At 69.4% G+C, this 16,584-nt stretch carries 14 protein-coding genes and 3 pseudogenes; 12 read left to right on the top strand and 5 right to left on the bottom strand.

Annotated features, from left to right (window positions below; genetic code table 11):
- The first annotated feature begins 16 nt into the window (after positions 1–16).
- Positions 17–2,404: a hypothetical protein gene (locus ACWDEX_RS08890; RefSeq protein WP_450462572.1), complete on the top strand. Its 2,388-nt coding sequence runs from the start codon at positions 17–19 to the stop codon at positions 2,402–2,404.
- A gap of 263 nt (positions 2,405–2,667) precedes the next feature.
- Here ACWDEX_RS08890 and ACWDEX_RS08885 read toward each other — a convergent pair whose 3' ends face one another.
- The gene (locus ACWDEX_RS08885) at positions 2,668–3,318 is read right to left on the bottom strand and encodes a tetratricopeptide repeat protein (RefSeq protein ID WP_450462571.1); all 651 of its coding nucleotides are present in this window, start codon (positions 3,316–3,318) and stop codon (positions 2,668–2,670) included.
- Positions 3,319–3,502: 184 nt separating this feature from the next.
- Between ACWDEX_RS08885 and ACWDEX_RS08880 the strand changes: the two genes are divergently transcribed.
- Positions 3,503–4,630 carry a DUF2804 domain-containing protein gene (locus ACWDEX_RS08880; protein WP_450462570.1) on the top strand — a complete coding sequence of 376 codons (1,128 nt, stop codon included), beginning with the start codon at positions 3,503–3,505 and terminating at the stop codon, positions 4,628–4,630.
- 384 nt (positions 4,631–5,014) lie between these two features.
- On the opposite strand, the pseudogene ACWDEX_RS08875 reads toward ACWDEX_RS08880, so the two are convergent.
- A pseudogene (locus ACWDEX_RS08875) lies at positions 5,015–5,620 on the bottom strand (FAD-dependent oxidoreductase); the annotation flags it as partial.
- Between ACWDEX_RS08875 and ACWDEX_RS08870 the strand changes: the two are divergent.
- The 6 genes and pseudogenes from ACWDEX_RS08870 to ACWDEX_RS08845 form a co-directional block, all read left to right on the top strand.
- Positions 5,619–5,750, top strand: a pseudogene (locus tag ACWDEX_RS08870) (TetR/AcrR family transcriptional regulator); the annotation flags it as partial. The pseudogenes ACWDEX_RS08875 and ACWDEX_RS08870 overlap by 2 nt on opposite strands.
- A 260-nt stretch (positions 5,751–6,010) precedes the next feature.
- Positions 6,011–6,154: pseudogene (locus ACWDEX_RS08865) on the top strand (IS5/IS1182 family transposase); the annotation flags it as partial.
- Between the two features lie 124 nt (positions 6,155–6,278).
- Complete coding sequence (locus tag ACWDEX_RS08860) at positions 6,279–7,838, top strand: alpha/beta hydrolase (protein ID WP_450462569.1); 1,560 nt, start codon at positions 6,279–6,281, stop codon at positions 7,836–7,838.
- Positions 7,839–8,373: 535 nt separating this feature from the next.
- Positions 8,374–8,511: a hypothetical protein gene (locus ACWDEX_RS08855; RefSeq protein WP_450462568.1), complete on the top strand. Its 138-nt coding sequence runs from the start codon at positions 8,374–8,376 to the stop codon at positions 8,509–8,511.
- A 344-nt stretch (positions 8,512–8,855) separates the two neighbouring features.
- Entirely contained in the window at positions 8,856–10,112 is a 1,257-nt protein-coding gene (locus tag ACWDEX_RS08850) for an SLC13 family permease (protein ID WP_450462567.1), read from the top strand.
- Between the two features lie 4 nt (positions 10,113–10,116).
- On the top strand, positions 10,117–10,614 hold the full coding sequence (locus tag ACWDEX_RS08845; RefSeq protein ID WP_450462566.1) for a universal stress protein: 498 nt from the start codon (positions 10,117–10,119) through the stop codon (positions 10,612–10,614).
- A gap of 97 nt (positions 10,615–10,711) precedes the next feature.
- Here the strand turns inward: ACWDEX_RS08845 and ACWDEX_RS08840 are convergent, their stop codons facing one another.
- Positions 10,712–11,362: a TetR/AcrR family transcriptional regulator gene (locus ACWDEX_RS08840; protein ID WP_450462565.1), complete on the bottom strand. Its 651-nt coding sequence runs from the start codon at positions 11,360–11,362 to the stop codon at positions 10,712–10,714.
- 94 nt (positions 11,363–11,456) lie between these two features.
- Here ACWDEX_RS08840 and ACWDEX_RS08835 point away from each other — a divergent pair, with 94 nt between their 5' ends.
- Positions 11,457–11,831 carry a DoxX family protein gene (locus ACWDEX_RS08835; RefSeq protein ID WP_450462564.1) on the top strand — a complete coding sequence of 125 codons (375 nt, stop codon included), beginning with the start codon at positions 11,457–11,459 and terminating at the stop codon, positions 11,829–11,831.
- A 604-nt stretch (positions 11,832–12,435) separates the two neighbouring features.
- Here the strand turns inward: ACWDEX_RS08835 and ACWDEX_RS08830 are convergent.
- Positions 12,436–12,756, bottom strand: coding sequence for a recombinase family protein (locus tag ACWDEX_RS08830; protein ID WP_450462563.1), 321 nt, complete (start codon positions 12,754–12,756; stop codon positions 12,436–12,438).
- Positions 12,757–12,799: 43 nt separating this feature from the next.
- A complete protein-coding gene (locus ACWDEX_RS08825) occupies positions 12,800–13,564 on the bottom strand; it encodes an IclR family transcriptional regulator (protein WP_450462562.1) in 765 nt (254 codons plus the stop codon).
- Between the two features lie 150 nt (positions 13,565–13,714).
- Between ACWDEX_RS08825 and ACWDEX_RS08820 the strand changes: the two genes are divergently transcribed.
- The 3 genes from ACWDEX_RS08820 (at position 13,715) to ACWDEX_RS08810 (ending at position 16,491) form a co-directional block, all read left to right on the top strand.
- Positions 13,715–14,188: a hypothetical protein gene (locus ACWDEX_RS08820; protein WP_450462561.1), complete on the top strand. Its 474-nt coding sequence runs from the start codon at positions 13,715–13,717 to the stop codon at positions 14,186–14,188.
- Positions 14,189–14,458: 270 nt separating this feature from the next.
- Positions 14,459–15,835 (top strand): amino acid permease, encoded by a 1,377-nt coding sequence (locus ACWDEX_RS08815; RefSeq protein WP_450462560.1) that lies wholly within the window; start codon positions 14,459–14,461, stop codon positions 15,833–15,835.
- Complete coding sequence (locus ACWDEX_RS08810; protein ID WP_450462559.1) at positions 15,832–16,491, top strand: HAD hydrolase-like protein; 660 nt, start codon at positions 15,832–15,834, stop codon at positions 16,489–16,491. Before ACWDEX_RS08815 ends, ACWDEX_RS08810 begins: the two co-directional genes overlap by 4 nt.
- The last annotated feature ends 93 nt before the right edge of the window (positions 16,492–16,584 follow it).

Genomic DNA, 16,584 nt, shown 5'->3' with positions numbered 1-16,584 from the left:
CCTCACGGGAGAACACGTGAGCCACCCCATACCCAGACGCAGTGTGCCGCGCATACTGCGCACCGCACTCGCAGTCGCCTGCGCGGCAGTCATCACCGCAACCGGGCTGCCCCAACTCACCGGAACCGCGGACGCAGCGCCCCGCAAGCCGAAGAAGGGCAAGGTCTGCGACGAGCAGTTCGAGACGTCCGGTACTCCGGCCCCGGACGGCTCCCTGCCCTGGGAGACCGACAACAGCGTGCGCCCGGCAATGGACTGGGACTCCTACGGCTACGACAACCCGCGTCAGTCGTTCGACGGGCTGACGCTCCCGGATGACCCGGTCGAGCGGGAGAAGTTCCTCAAGGGCATCGGCGTCAACTACGAAAAATACGACAAAGACGACCCGCGCCGCATCTACGCCCGCTACTACCGAAACCAGCGACTCGGCAACCGCAAGGCGCCCTCATTTCAGGCGTACCTGGACACCGACTACATCGGCACCTACGGCAACAACAGCCGCGGCAATGCCTTCCACGGCAAGCTGGTCAACGATCTCAAGCTGCACGGTCCGGACTGGATCTGCGAAGAAGAGATCGAGGTCACCGACCCCAGGACCGGCAAGAAGGTCATCCGCCGCCTGGATGCGGTCAACTACAAGACCAAGGAGTTCGTCGAGGCCAAGGCCGGAGGCGCCCACGACTCCAAGCAGAACAACTCCACCCGCGGCCTGATGAACGACCCCCGCTTCAAGGACTTCCGCATGCGCTACGTCTTCGGCGGGCAGCAGGAGAAGGACACGCGGAGTCTGATGGACAAGTACCGCCAGGAGTTCGGCCGAGACTCCCGCGGACGCCCTCGCCTGACGACGTACGAGCACCGCTCCGTGGGCATCCCCCAGTACCAGCGGGGCAAGTACTCCCGCCTGGACACCAACCTCGCCCCGCCCGGCCGCTACTCCTACGCCGGCGGAGCAACCCGCGTGGTGGAGGGCTCCGCCCCCAGCAGGGAGATCGCCCGCAGGGAGAACGCCTACGTGCGTACCCTGGATCCCTCCGGAAACCGGGTCCGTACCCCTGGAGGAGTCGACTTCACCACCCTTGAACTGCGGTATGTGGGCAAGCCGGTCAAGGGCAAGGGCCTCGACTACGCGTTCTCCGCGAAGAAGAACCCCGACCCCGACGCTGAGCCGGGCTTCGGCGGCAAGGCCAAGTCGAAGCTCATCTCGGATTCCTTCTTCACCTGGCTGGCGCTGACCCCGGAGAAGTTCTGGGTCAATCTGAACCCGGACCAGCCCGACAAGGTCATGGACGACAAGTTCGGCAAGACCGACGCCGGACGCGTCCTCCTCGAAGCCGACCTTCAGATGAAGCACGACTTCTTCAAGGCCATGGACCCCAAGACTGATCTCGGGAAGCGGTTCTGGGCGGCACTGCCCAGGGAGAACGGCCGCCCGTGCTTCGACGGGATACGCAACTGGATCGAGCCCAAGCCCGCTGAGGTCCGCGAGCAGGACGGCGGCGTCTACATCCTGGATGCCCCCCTCAAACTCCAGTCCACCCCGCAGGACTTCGCCACCCAGCCCGGCAGCGAGAGGATCTGCAACCCGTCCAAGGCCGAACGGGACCAGGCGCAGCGGGTCATCAACCAGATGATCGTGCCCGAGGTCGAGAAGACCATCAACACCGCCCCGCAGTACGCCGACCTGCGCCGCGTCTACACCGCGCGGGTGGCCGCCGAGTGGATCCGCCTCCAGGATGCCAAGTCACCCACCGACTACCACAAGATCATCAACAGCAACGATGTGAAGCCGTGGCCGATCGCCGCCCCCAACCAGAACTGGGACAAGAACGAGCTGTTCCAGCGCTACCGGAAGATCTTCCTCAACGGCGAGTTCGAGTACGACGTGGACACCGCCCAGGGCTTGATGGTCTACATCGTCGGCGGCGTCGACTTCTCCAAGTCGCCCAAGCGCAACATCACCGGCCGACGCTTCCGCACTGAGCACCGCAACCTGCCGCGCACCACGACCCTCAGCGTCAAGGCCATGGCCGACGATGCCGAGGACGACAGCATGCTGTACCTGGGCGGGAACACCGCCAACGATGCCACCGGCGGAGGAAGCGACCCCACCCCGACGCCGACACCTACGGACACCGGCAAGCCCACCCCGAGCCCCACCGACACCGGCAAGCCCACCCCGACTCCGACCGAGACGGGCAGCCCGTCGAGCCCGGCACCGAACCCGACCCCCACCAGCGGCACTCACACACAGCCGCCGACGGACCAGGACCCGGACGGTAACCTTGCCGACACCGGCTCCGACACCCCCATCGGCATGCTCTCCGCCATCGCCGCCGCCCTTGCGGTGGCCGGTGGAGCCCTGGCGTGGTGGATGCGCCGCCGCAGGACGACCACGCAGTAGGCCGACCACGCGCACAGCGCACCACGGCCCCCGTACCCAATGTTCCCTGGGTACGGGGGCTTCCCCACGTTCCAGGCGAAGCACAGCGACTGCACGTGGTCCAGGCCGGTGTGCGAGGTCACCGTGTCGAACCAGGCATCGACCAGGAAGAGGGTCCCAGCCGCGGCGGCCACCGGAGAGGCCCGTCCGTCCCTGCGCCGCACCGGCCATGCGGTGCCGATCCGTGCCTGCCGGCCGGGCGGCGAAGGCGCTGTTCTACTGTCCTAGGAGCGAATGAGCGTGGTGCGGGCTTGCTGGATCCACCCCGACACAGCCTTGGCATCGCAGCTCTCGGCGACCGACTCGGCCTCGTCGAGGTGGTGGAACGCCGCCGATGCGTCGCCGGTTTCGGCCGAGAGGTAAGCCAGCGCCACCAGGCCGGCCGCTTCCCCGGGCCTGAAGCCGATCTCCCGGCGCAGGGTCACCGATTCGGTCAACCGCTCGCGGGCCTGATCGAAGTGGCCCGCGTCCTTGTCGGCGAAGCCGAGATGGCGTATCGCGTAGGACATCGTCATCCGGTCGTCGACGGATTTCGCCAGCTCGTAGGACCGCTCGAAGTATGGCCTGCCGGTGGCACCGTCGCCCTTGACCACCTGGTGCCAGCAGCCAACCCAGAACAACGCGTCCGCCTCACCCGACACGTCCCCCAGACGCTGGTACAACGCAGCCGCGCGCTCGAACAGCACCAGTTCCTGGCTGTTCTCATCGCGGTCGTTCAGGAAGCGGACGTGCAGTACCTTGCCCCGCGCCATGGAAAGCGGCGCCTCGATCGCGTCCAGCACATCATCGGACCGGTCCAGCGCGGACGTGTCCCCGCCGAACATCGCCACTTCGAACAACTCTCCTGCACGTTCGATCCAGTCCTGCCCTTGCATAACTTCCAGCCCTCCCCGTTGGACGATGGCAGCGCCGAGGCTGTCTCCTCACTCCCGGCGAAACTAAGGGCAGAGGACACCCAAAAGTCAGCGCCAGCATCCGCCGCTTGACGGTGGAGGGCTTCGGTGCCCTCCCGGCCTCATGGGCGGCCTGCCGCGGCAGAGTCTCGCATAGGCTCCGCGCATGGCCACCCATGAGCGTGAAATCACCGCCCCCGTCGACCTGTGCCTGCCGGACGGGCGGCTGAACCATTCGGCCGTCGGATGGTCCAGACAGCCGCTGCACCGGGCGAACCTGCGGGGCTGGGGCCGGACCAAGCGCTGGGAGTACTGGTGCGTGACCACACCGACCCACCTCGTCGCGCTCACCGTGAGCGATCTCGACTTCCTGACCCTGGACACCGTGTACGTGCTGGAGTACGGACCGGAGGACCGGCGCGAGTCCGGGAGCCCGTACGGACCGGAGGACCGGAGGCGGCCGGGCGCCTCCGGCGGGCCGCGAGTGCGTGAGTTCGAGCGCACAGCGATCGCGCCCGGCTGCCGGAGCGACCGCCTCCCGGAGACGATCGCGGGAGCGGCCGGCTCCCCCGCCGCGGTGGTCGGCCCGCCCCGCCCCACCGGCGGTAGGGTCAGGATCGAGATCCGCGAGGAGGACGGCGGCACCCGTCTGCGAGCCCGTTGCCTGACCCCGTCCTCGCCGAAGGAGACCGTGGAGGTCGACCTCTTCGCCGCTCTGCCCGTCGGCCACGAAACCCTGTCGGTCGTCGTGCCGTGGGACGAGCGTCGCTTCCAGTACACGTCGAAGCACACGGCCCGCCCCGCCTCCGGCACCGTCCGGATCGGGGGCAGGGTCCTGGATTTCGGTGAGGACGCCTGGGCCGTACTCGACCACGGGCGGGGCCGCTGGCCGCGCTCGGTCGACTGGAACTGGGGAGCCGCCTCGGGCCGCACGGGCGGTCACACGGTGGGGCTGCAGTTCGGCGGACGCTGGACACGGGGCACCGGCGCCACCGAGAACGCGCTCTGTGTGGACGGCCGACTCACCAAAATCGGGGCGGAGTTGGAGTGGCGCTGGACGCCCGGCGATGTCATGGCCCCGTGGACCATCACCTCGCCGGGCGACCGGCCCGCGGTGGACCTCACCTTCACCCCCTTCCACAACCGCTCAACCCGCACCGAAGCCGGTCTGATCGCCAACCGCACCGACCAGTGCTTCGGCCACTACTCCGGCCATGTCCGCGACGACGAGGGACACGAGATCACCGTGGACCGGCTGCTCGGATGGGCCGAGGACGTCCACATGCGCTGGTGAACCCGCGCGCCGAGCCCCGCGCCCGACACCGCCCCCGCCGCCCATCTCGCGAAAGCCGCCGCGCGCCGATTGTGACTGTGTGCCGGACCGTGGAGGCCCTCACGCCATCCTCCAGTTGAAATGACTGTCCGTCAGATCTCGTCGCTCACCGAGACGCTCGGCGTCGCCCTGGTCGTGGTGGGCGTGGTCCTGTGTGCGACATCCCGCGAGTCCCACTGAGCTCTGTCAAGGACTCCCGCGCCGCAGTCATCACCTCCGCCCCATACGACGTCTGTCCGAAGGACGAGGCGCGCCGGGCTCACTGGCAGGGGACTCGTGCCCGCCCCCGCCATGACGACATCACGCAGTCAAAGTCAGTAGTGCTGGTGTTCTCGCGCTTGGCAGTCAGGATGGCTGGACTTGGTCGAAGAGGGCGAGGGCTTCGGCGGGGTCCGGGCTCACGAGGCGCTCCAGACCGGCGGTCGTGATCTTGGCCCACCTGCCGGCCCGCTCCCACATCTGTTCCTCGAAGGCGCGGACGGCCTCGTCCAGATCTCCAGGGCCGGTGGCGATGGACTCGGCGAGTTCGGCGCCTTCCAGCATCGCCAGGTTCGCGCCCGCTCCCAACGGGGGCATCAGATGGGCGGCGTCGCCCAGTAGCGTCACTCCGAAGACGTGGGTCCAGGTGTGGGACACGGGCAGGACGTAGAGGGGGCGGTGGAAGAAAGCGGTGCCATGGCGGAGGAGGTCGAGGACGGGAGCGGCCCAGCCGTCGAACAGAGCCAGCAGACTCGATCGCACGGCCTCGACGTCAGCCAGGTCCAGGTATGTGTGCCAGTCCAGCGGCGCGCGGAACTGGGCGTACACCTTGACGTGGCCGCCGCTGTTGCGCTGGGCGACGAGCGCTCGGTTCACGCCGTACACAGCCACGGAACCGTCGCCGATCAACCGGGCGAGGCCAGGGTGGCGGGTGTCGACGTCGTCGAGGGAGGTCTCGACCAAGGTGACGCCCGGCCGCTTCCCGGCGCTGGCCAAGGCCGTGTACGACGGCACGGACGTGGACGCCGAGGCGTCCTTCGCGACCGGCTTGGAGTGGGTCCTCGACGCCGTGGCCGCCAAACTCACCCGGCCGCCGGCGTGACTCAACTCCTGCCGAATGTGGGCGAGGTGGGGGTCGGTGTTTCCACGGGCCGTGCGGGCCTGCGCCGCCACCACTTCATAACGTCGGTGCTGCTCCCGGGTAGGTGGGCCCCTACCTGGTCACGCCGTGGCTGACGCGAGAACGCTCCCCTCCTCGGCAGGGAGCGGGTCGTCAGCGTCCTGCGCCGCTGGCGGCCGTCGCCGGGGCCTCACTCCTCGTCGGTGACGTCCGGTCCGTGCAACGGACGCAGGCCTGGCCCTATGCACGACACCCAGGCGCTGATCCCGCAGGTGAAGGGCATACCACCGATCCGCTCTCGGCGCGGACGCCGGCGACGTCCGGGCAAGCTCCACGCCGACAAGGGTTACGACTACGACCACCTGCGGCGACGGCTGCGCCAGCGCGCCCAATCCCCAGGCCGCTATCGGGTGCTATCTCCAGGTTCTGTCGACCGGGTGGCCTGATGTTCCCAGGCCGCGCGGGTCCCTAGCGTCGTGCAGGTACCTCCCACCCGATCCGAGGAGCACGATGCGCGTCGTCCGTCTGATCACCGCGGGTCTCGGCCTGACCTGCTTAGTTGCGGGCGGCATGCCCGCATCTGCCTCACCCGCCCCGGCTACCCGCTCCACCGAGTCGCCCCGTCACCCTCTCGTCTGGAGCACCTGTTCACCGCAGCAGAAGGAGCTGCGCGCCGCAGGCGCACGGTGCACGAAGGTGACCGTGCCACTCGACTACGCCGACCCCGACGGCCCGACGATCAAGATCGCGGTCTCGCGGATCGCCGCGACGGGAGCACATGGGAAGCGCCGGGGCATCCTACTGTCCAATCCGGGCGGTCCCGGCGGCACGGGCCTGGCCAACACGCTGTACTTGCGGACCGCGTTGAAGGACACAGCGGACCATTACGACCTGATCGGCTTCGACCCGCGTTTCCTGGGCGAGTCCACACCCCTCGCCTGCGCCCCCGCAGCCCCGGCGCCCGCTCCCGGCCCCACCACGACCCGTCGTGAGGACTTCGACCGGTCGGTACGCGACGCCCGCGACACCGCACGCCGTTGCCGGGAACACGAGGACAACGCCCGGCTTCTGCCCCACGCCACGTCCCGGAACGTCGCCCGCGACATGGACACGATCCGCGCGGCGCTGGGCGAGCCCAAACTCTCGTACTACGGCGTCTCGTACGGTGCCGACCTGGGCGCCGTCTACACCCAGATGTTCCCTCGCCGCGCCGACCGGATCGTCCTCGACTCGTCCACGGATCCCACCGCCACCCAGTACCAGCTGTTCCAGCGTGCGGGCCGGCCCCTCGAAGAAGGACTGGACGCCTGGGCCGGATGGACTGCCCGGCACGACAAGACCTACCGCCTCGGCAGCACACCCGCCCGCGTCCGCACGCAGGTCCAGGAGTTGCTCGACGGTGCCGAACGGCGCCCGGTCGTCGTCTCCGGCGTCCGCCTCGACGCACCATTGCTGCGACTGGTGCTGCGGCAGTTCATCCAGCACGAGGAGTACGACCCGGCGCTCGCTTCCACGGTGCGCGACCTGGTCGGCGCCGCCGCGGGCCGGCCGGTCGAGCCCGGTCCGGAGCTCGCCGCCATGCTGGAACTGCTCGCCTCCCCCGATCTGGCGGACAGCATGCTGGGCGGGGCGCTCTTCATGTGCGGAGACCGCGGCTGGCCCGCCGGGGGCTGGCCCAAGAACCCGGAGACGTACTGGCGGAATATGGAACGCAGCCGTGTGAGCCAGCCCGTTTTCGGTCCGCTCGTCAACGGCATGACCGCGCCATGCGCGTTCTGGACGAGCACGTCCCGCGAGCCCGCGACGGTGATCGGCAACGATGTGCCCCTGCTGATGCTCCAAGCTCGGCACGACAACAACGTGCCGTATGAAGGGGGCCTGGCCCTGCACCGCCGCCTGACCGGTTCACGGCTGGTGACGGCGGACATCCGGGCGCACGGAGTGTTCGGGCGCGGGCTGGACGGCCTCACCCCCGTTCCCTGCGCCGACCGAGCCGTTGTCGACTACCTGCGGGACGGCACGCTCCCCGCCGCCGACCTGACCTGCCACCGTACCGAGGGGGCCCGGTGATCCACAGGAGACGGTAGCTGTTGAGTCGGCACGGAGCGCGGTGCCGGTGTTGCCATCGCTCCGTTTCTCCGTGCCGCTCGCCGAACCCGGCTCACCCGTCTGCTGAGTACCAGGGATTCCGCTGTTCAAGAGTGGTTGAAGCGACTCCAGGGGGCGGAGATCGTGCCAGGTCGCCGGCTTCCGGGGGACTGGCTGCCCCGCAAGGCCGTACTCGATCAGGAGCACCGCATGCTCTTGCCCGCCGTGCTGACGCAATGTAGGGCCTCGATCGAGGCGCCGCCATCCTGCACAACCTGCTGGACGGCCTCATCTACCGGGTCCACTCCAACCTGGGGCGGCATGCTCTGGGAAACCTACGCAAGGGGATGTTCGTAGCCGCGCGCATCGTGCCCGTCCACCCCGACGCCGACGCCTGGGTGGTCAGCGGCAACCTCGCCACCTACCCACCCGGCGACGGTTCGGAGTGGCGCAGGTCGCCGTTGCGGGCACCGGCCCCGGCACCCGCACCCTGTAGGCTGCGGTCTCGGCGCAGTCGATGAGCACGACGGTGGCGGTGTTCGCCGAACACCCCGCCCAGGGCGAGCGACGGGCCGCTCCGGTCCATCTGGCCACCTCGGCGGCCTGTGTGGCGCAAGCCCACGTAGCTCAGGCGCAGTCGGCTGCGGACGGGTGACACACCGGCTTCCCGAAAGGTACCCCCGGCCACTCGCCCGATCGCATGGTCTGTCCGCCCCTGGCAACCGTTCCTTGAGTGCGGGTGGGAATTCCTCACTGCTGAACATGCCGCGGCCTAGGGTTCATGAAGGTTCCGACGCGTCACCAGGCCGCGAGTGGAACCGCCGCCGAGCTGATGGACGGCCTGCACCGGCAGGTCCTCGACGGGAACGGCGAGGGAAGGAACAGGCGAATGATCCCGCTACCGGCGCAGCGTACGAGGAATGCGGGCGTGCCCGATACCGGGGACAGCCAACAGCGACGCAGACGGGATTGCGATCCCCTCTCAGACAGGCACCGGCCTTGAACGCGCCGCTCGCGGAGACACTCTCCGCCGCTCTCCTGGTGGCAGTCCTTGCCTGCGCGGTGATCCGCCCGTGGGGCTGGCCGGAGGCCGTCGTGGCAGTCCCCGCCGCCGGCGTGGTCATCGCCGTCGGCGCGATCTCCCTGCACCACACGGCGGCCGAGGCCGCCCGGCTGGGACCGGTCATCGGCTTCCTCGCCGCGGTCCTGGTCCTGGCCCAGTTGTGCGACGACGAGGGCCTGTTCCACGCCTGCGGTGCCTGGATGGCCCGCAAGGCTGCCGGCAGCTCGCGCCGACTGCTGATCCAGGTGTTCACGGTCGCCTCGCTGATCACGGCGGTACTGAGCCTTGACGCGACGGTGGTCCTGCTGACCCCGGTAGTGTTCGCCACCGCCGCCCGGCTCGGCGCCCGTGCCAAACCGCATGTGTACGCCTGCACCCACTTGTCGAACACCGCGTCGCTGCTGCTGCCGGTCTCCAACCTCACCAACCTGCTGGCCTTCGCCGCCAGCGGTCTGAGCTTTACCCGCTTCGCCACCCTGATGGCGCTGCCCTGGCTGGTGGCCATCGGTGCCGAGTACGTGGTGATCCGCCGCTTCTTCGCCACCGACCTGGACGCAGGGGCTCAGGCACCGCCCACACCGGAGCCGCGCGAGGTGCCGGTATTCGCCCTGGCCACGGTGGCCTGCACCCTGGTCGGCTTCGTGGTGACCTCCGCGTTCGGGGTCAACCCGGCATGGGCGGCGGCCGCAGGCGCGGCCGTGCTGGCCGGACGTGCCCTTGCCCAGCGCCGAACCACCCCCACCGCGATCGTGCGCGCCGCGGCGCTGCCGTTCTGCGCGTTCGTCCTGGCCCTGGGCATCGTGGTCCGTGCGGTCGTCGACAACGGCCTGGCTGCCGCGCTCGGTCACGTCGTGCCCGGCGGCACCGGCCTGCCCGCACTGCTGGGCATCGCTGTCCTGGCCGCCGTACTGGCCAACGTCATCAACAACCTGCCCGCCGTCCTGGTGCTGCTGCCGCTGACCGCCCCCACCGGGCCCGGCGCCGTCCTGGCGGTGCTGCTCGGGGTGAACATCGGCCCCAACCTCACCTACGCCGGATCCCTGGCCACCCTGCTGTGGCGGCGCATCCTGCGCGAACACGACAGTGACGTAGACCTGGGCGAGTTCACCCGGCTCGGGGCTCTCGCCGTGCCCACCGCCTTGCTGCTCGCAGTCGTGGCACTGTGGGCCTCGCTCCACGTGATCGGAGGCTGAACCCGTGACTGTCATCGCCTGGATCGTCGAAGGCACCTGGGCCGCGTGCATCGACGCCATCCGGATCCACGCACCCGAGGGCACCGACGTCGTGCTGTTGCACGTCACCGGATCTGAGGTACCCGGAGCTGCCCACGGTGCCTACGCCGGACTGCTGGGCCGCGCACGCCCCGACCGGGACCCCGGCACTGCGGTGGAACACCTCGCTGCCGCGGCCGGCGAACACCTCCTGGACGCCGCGGCCGCGCGGCTGAAACGCCCGTGCACCCGCATCGAGCGTCACGGCCGCATCGAACGGGAGGTTGTGGCCGCCGCGGAAGGTGCCGACCTGCTCGTCCTCGCGCGCGACGGCGACCGCACCCACCTGGGGCCACGCAGCCTCGGCCCCGCCAGCCGCTTCGTCGTCGACCACGCCCCCTGCCCCGTCCTGCTCATCTGGCCACAGGCCGCACCCAGTACGGACACCATCCCACCACCACCCCACCCCCCGCACCGTCGGTAGCCGGCCGTCGGGCGCTGCGTTCACCGCCGCTTCCTGGGGTGAGCCGGGGCGCGGGAGCTGTCCCGTCCCGCAAGGCGCTGCGTCGTACGGACTTCGGTCAGCGACGCGGCCGTGCTGCGAGCATCGCGTCGTGAAGTTCCTCGGGGCCGGGAACGGGTGGCAGCGGCGACGTGGGCCCGTCGGGGCGGCAGGAGTCGAGCAGCAGGGAGACCAGGCGCTGCCAGGCGCCGGGGGCGGCGTGGCGGGTGGAGGACAGTACGCCGGCGTTGGCCATCAGGAACAGGATGACGTCGCTGCTGGTGATCTCGGGGCGCAGGCGGTGTTGTTGCTGTGCGCGGCGGATCAGTGCGTCAAGGGCTTCTATGGCGCGGGACCGTGGCTCTTCCATGGCCGGTGAGTCGGGGAAGCACGCGGTGAAGCCCTCGGTGACGGCGCGGTCGGCGGCCTGCATGGCGCAGATGCGCTCGACGAAGCCCTTGAAGCCTTCCCAGGGGTCGGGGTTGAGCGTCGCGTTCTCGGCGAGGCGGGCCAGTTCGGTCATGCGGTCGGTCAGCACCGCCTCGATCAGGGCTTCCCGTTCGGGGAAACGCCGGTAGAGCGTGGCGATATTGACTTCGGCCTGTCGCGCCACGTCCTCCAGGGGCGCGCCCAGCCCGCGCTCGGCGAACACGGTGCGGGCAGCCGCCATGATGCGTTGCCGGTTGACCTCGGCGTCCCTGCGCAGCCCTCGGCTCTGCTCGGTTCCCATGGCCCGGATCTTACAAGTGAAGGTGGCACTGCGGTTTCTGATAGCTTGAGGGCCACACTAAACCGCAGGGGTTCCTTCACTTATGGAGTGTGCTGTGCCCGTCGTCCTGTGGGTCGCCCAGGCCCTTCTCGCCGTACTGTTCACCGCCGCCGGCGGGATGAAGCTGGTCATGTCCCCGGACGCACTGGTCCCGCTCATGCCGTGGGTCGTGGACTTCCGCCCCGAGACGATCAAAGCGATCGGAGCACTGGAGGTACTTGGCGCGGTGGGGCTGATCCTTCCCCGCGCCACGAACATCGCCCCGGTACTCACCCCGGCCGCCGCCGCCGGCCTTGCCTGCGTCATGGCCGGCGGCGCGGTCGTGCATGTCACCCGAGGTGAATATCCCCACAGCATCGGCAACATCACCGTGTGCACGGTGGCTCTGTTGACCGCCTGGGGAGCACTTCGCTCTCTCTCCGCCCACTGATCCCTCCCTCACATCACCCCGGAACGCCGGACGGCTTCGCGTCGCGTTTCGCCTTCGGTGACGTGTCGTTGCACGCGAGACCCCGGGCCCTGCCATGACAACCCGGGGTCTCTGTGTGCGCGGTGTGGCTCCAGCCTGACGCTTCCGCCTTCGATGCGCTCACCCACGTCACCATCCGACTTGGGCCCGAAGAAGCTGCGCCCGTTGCGCTTCTGCGAGTAAGGCGTTCAGGGTCTGAGCCTTTCCGGGGTGGAATCCTGGCGCGGCGGACGGCCGCGCCAGGGTTGACTGCGGCTGGCGTCGAGCACGCTGCAGCCCTTGGGAAGTATTGGAAATCAGCGGTACGCCACCGGAACTCGTGGACCTGGTGTCCTCTCCACGCCGGCGGGGCTTAGCGCCGGTTTTCGTTCGGATGTTCCTGGGCCGGTTCGCCGGCCCTGACGAGCCGCAGGGTGGGGCACGGTGGGGCGAACCCGCCGGGTTCCAGTGCTGCCTCGCGTCAGTTCGCGGCCAGTTGGAGCAGGCGCTCGTTTCGTGGCGGAAGCCGGGCGGCGGGGTGTTCGGGACGGTCGGCCACAGGCATGTCGTCGTCGATGGCCTTGGGTCATCCGCCGTGGTTGCCCTTGGCGGCGGCGGTGACCTGGCCTTCGAGGGTCTTCTCCCGGATGTAGTTGCGCTCGATCTGACCGGCGACGGCGGGCACGGCGAAGAACATGGCGCCCCTGCCGTTCGGGTCGTAGTTGCCGGTGAGCGAGCCGGTGAGGAGTTCGAGCTGGATGCCGTCGGCCTGGAACTCGGTGGACGGCGTCATGAGTTCGGCGGCGTTGCGGGCGAGGTGCTTGAGCTCGTGAACGGTGAAGGTGACCGGTGTCTCGGGCGCGGCAGCTTTGTGCCGTTTTCCTCGGCGCGGTGATGGCTGCGGCACGTGCCGGAGGCCGGGAAGGCCTGTGTGGCTGCTTGCGACGGAGTCAGCAGCTGTTGTGGCCGCGCAGTGCGTCCTGGAGCCACCGGCTCCAGGACAGGGCCGCCGCCGCGTGGTCGTCGGTGCGGGGCGCCAGGCGGACACGCGGTCCCACGATCTGGATCGCGGCGATCACCTCACCGCGGAAGTCGCGGACTGGTGCGGCGATCGAGTACAGGCCCGGTTCGGCCTCCTCGTCGATGACGGAGTAGCCGCGCTCGCGGGTCCCCGCGAGGCGGTGGAGAAAGTCGTCGACGCTGGTGGGGGTGTTGGGTCCGTGGCGCACGAAATCGGTGCGGGCGAGGACCGAGGCGACCTCATCGTCCTCGGCGTCGCACAACAGGGCCTGGCCGCAGTCGCTGCAGTACGCCGGGTAGGGCCGCCCGATCCAGGAGCCGATCTGGTTGCTGCCCGGCGGCACCCGTTCCGCGATGGTGACGGTGGCGTCGCCGACGAGTATGCCGAGGTAGCAGCTCTCGCCCGTGTCGGCGGCCAGCCCTTCCAGCGCCGTCTGCCCGTCCGTGCGCAGCCGGTGGGCTGTGAGCTCCTGTGCGTCCGCGTACAGCCGCCAGTGCGGTGCGAGGGTGCGTGACGCGGCGTCGCGCAGGAGGAATTCCTCCTCGGCCATGGCGTTCAGGGCCCGGGACACCTGACTGCGGTCGCGCCCCATGTCGCGGGCCAGGTCGCTGATCGAGACGCCGTGATGGTTGGCCACCGTGCGACCGGTGAGCGCGGACAGTATGTCAAAGCCCCGGCCCACACTCGATTCCATGCGCGGCAGCCTACCCGGCCCGGAAACCACCCAGCGATCACCTCGGTGGTCACCCGGCGAATCTTTTCCAAGTCGTGCAACATTCACATCTTGTCGTGCACTTAATGCACGCATAGCATCACGGTCAATCGAAGAAGGGAAGTCACACACATGACCACCGCCAGGACGGCATCGGCACTCGATGGAGCGCCGGCACGACCGCCCCTCGGGGACATCAAGCTCCGCTCAGTCCGGTCGATCCGGGTGTACTGGCCGGTCACCGGTGAGACACTCGCCGCCCTGGGAGCGGGCCACACCGAGACGCTGCGCGACGACGCGGCATTCGGCTCGCTGCTGCAGGTCCTGCGTTCGACACCGTGCGCGGGCGACTTCGGTGTCTACAGCGACGTCTTCGAGGTGGGTGTCGGCGTGGAGGGCTTCACCACGGAGCCGGGTGCCCACCCGACCTTCGGCTCCGTCGGTGACAGTTCCTTCTCCCCCACGCTCACCGTCACCGTCCACATCGACGCTCATACGCCGGACGACGAGGTGTCGCGCGTCCTCGGCCGCATCCTGCATGCCCATCCCTGGGAAGTCCCGGTCGTCGAACTGTCCGCTCCGTTCGACCTCGTCCACCGCGCCTGACCGACATCGCAGCCCGCAGGCGCTCCTCCCGGCCGCGGCCGTGCGGGGCCACCCGCGCGCCACAGGCCCCACCACTGGCATCACCCCTTCGCCATGCGTTGCCGTCCCCAGCCGCTGCCCCCAAGGACACGTCATATGCCCCTGCCACTCACGCCGGGAAGCACCCCGGCACAGCCGCACACAGCGCCTTCGTCCCCTCCCCCGTCCCCCGCACCGTCGCCCGTCCCGCCCGGATCCCCCGAAGCGCCCCGCGAGGCACTGCGCCGCTCCATGACCACCCGCCACCTCGTCATGATCGCGATGGGCGGCGTCATCGGCTCCGGGTTGTTCATCAGTTCCGGCTTCACCATTTCCCAGGCCGGCCCTCTCGGCGCCGTGCTCGCCTACCTCGTCGGCGCCTTCGTCGTCTACCTGGTCATGACCTGCCTCGGTGAACTCGCCGTCATCTACCCCGTCTCGGGGTCCTTCCACATCTACGCCGCCCGCTCCATCAGCCCGGCGACCGGATTCGCCACGGCGTGGCTGTACTGGCTCACCTGGGCCGTCGCTCTCGGCTCCGAGTTCACCGCCTGCGGTCTGCTGATGCAGCGCTGGTTCCCCTCGGTGAGCGTGTGGGTCTGGTGCGTGGTCTTCGCCGCGGTCGTCTTCGCAGTGAACGCCTTCTCGGCACGGATCTTCGGTGAGACCGAGTACTGGTTCTCGCTGATCAAGGTCGTCGCCGTGGTCGCCCTCATCGTCCTGGGCGGTGCCGCCCTGGCCGGCTTCCGCCCGCTCGCCGACAGTGGCCAGGCGTTCCCGTCCCTCTTCGAGAACTTCACCACCGACGGCGGCCTCTTCCCCCACGGCTTCTCGGGCGTCCTGGTCACCGTCCTCGCAGCCTTCTACGCCTTCTCCGGGTCCGAACTCATCGGCGTCGCCGCGGGCGAGACCGCAGACCCTGCCACCGCCGTCCCCAAGGCGCTGCGGGTGACCGTCGTCCGGTTGCTGCTCTTCTTCGTCGGCGCCATCACGGTGATCGCCGCCATGATCCCGTACGAGAAGGTCGGTCTCGACGAGAGCCCCTTCGTCACCGTCTTCTCGACCGTCGGCATCCCGTACGCGGCGGACCTGATGAACTTCGTGATCATCACGGCGTTGCTGTCGGCCGGGAACAGCGGACTGTATTCCTGCGCCCGCATGCTGTTCTCCCTGTCGGAAGAAGGACAGGCACCACGGGCACTGCGCCGGCTCAACTCCCGCGGCATCCCCATGACCGCGCTGCTGCTGAGCATGCTGGGCGGCCTCGCCTCCCTGCTCAGCAGCGTTATCGCGGCGGAGACGGTCTACCTGGTGCTCGTCTCCGTGGCAGGCTTCGCCGCTGTCGGCGTCTGGATGTCCATCGTCGCCTCCCAGTTCCTGCACCGCCGACGGTTCGTCAAGTCCGGCGGAGACATCAGGACTCTGGCCTACCGGACCCCGTTCTATCCGGTCGTGCCGGTACTCGCCTTCACTCTCTGCCTGGCATCGCTCATCGGTATCGCCTTCGACCCGGCGCAGGTCACCGCCCTGTACTTCGGCATCCCGTTCGTCGGAGCCTGCTTCCTCTACTACCGCCTGCGATACGGGGCCGGGCAGTCGGCCAAGGCGACGGAGACGGGATGTTCATGAACCCGACCTGTATCCTGCTGGACCTCGACGGCACCCTGGTCGACTCGGCGCCGGGGGTCACCGCCAGTGCCGCGGCCGCGCTGCGCAGCGTGGGTGCAGGGGTGCCGGACGAGCCCACCCTGCGCTCCTTCGTCGGACCGCCGATGTACGAGTCCTTCCGGTACGTCGTCGGCCTCGACGAGGAGACGGCGCGGCGGGCCCTGCACATCTACCGGGCCGACTACGCGGAGCACGGTGCCCTCGACAGCTCGCTGTTCACCGGAGTTCCGGAGATGCTTGACGCCCTGGCCGGACTGGGGATGACGATGGGCGTGGCAACGTCCAAGGTCGAGGACCAGGCCGAACGCGTGACCCGGCACCACCGTCTGAACGCCCGTCTGGCGGCAGTCTGCGGCATCGACGAGTCGGCGGGACGGACCACCAAGCGCCAGGTCATCCGGGTCTGCCTCGCCCGGCTGCGTGCACGTGGTGTCGATGTCTCCCGGCCGCTCATGGTCGGCGACCGGGCGTACGACGTGCAGAGCGCGGCGGCCGAGGGGATTCCCGCCATCCATGTGCGGTGGGGGTACGGCGGCCCCGAGGAGGCCGCGGGTGCCGTCGCGTCCGTCGCCGAGCCCCCGGAACTGGCCGACCTGCTGACGAACGATCCGACCTGACGGGCCGAGCGACAGCCTGCGGCCCCGAAGCAACCCACCACACTGGCCGGCCCGTGCGCGTCGCACGGGCCGGCGCCCGCCCACGACACAGAG

The organism is Streptomyces sp. NPDC001020 (genome assembly GCF_053599115.1).
The sequence above is the reverse complement of the archived record's forward strand: the minus strand, read 5'-3'. Positions and strand labels throughout refer to the sequence as shown.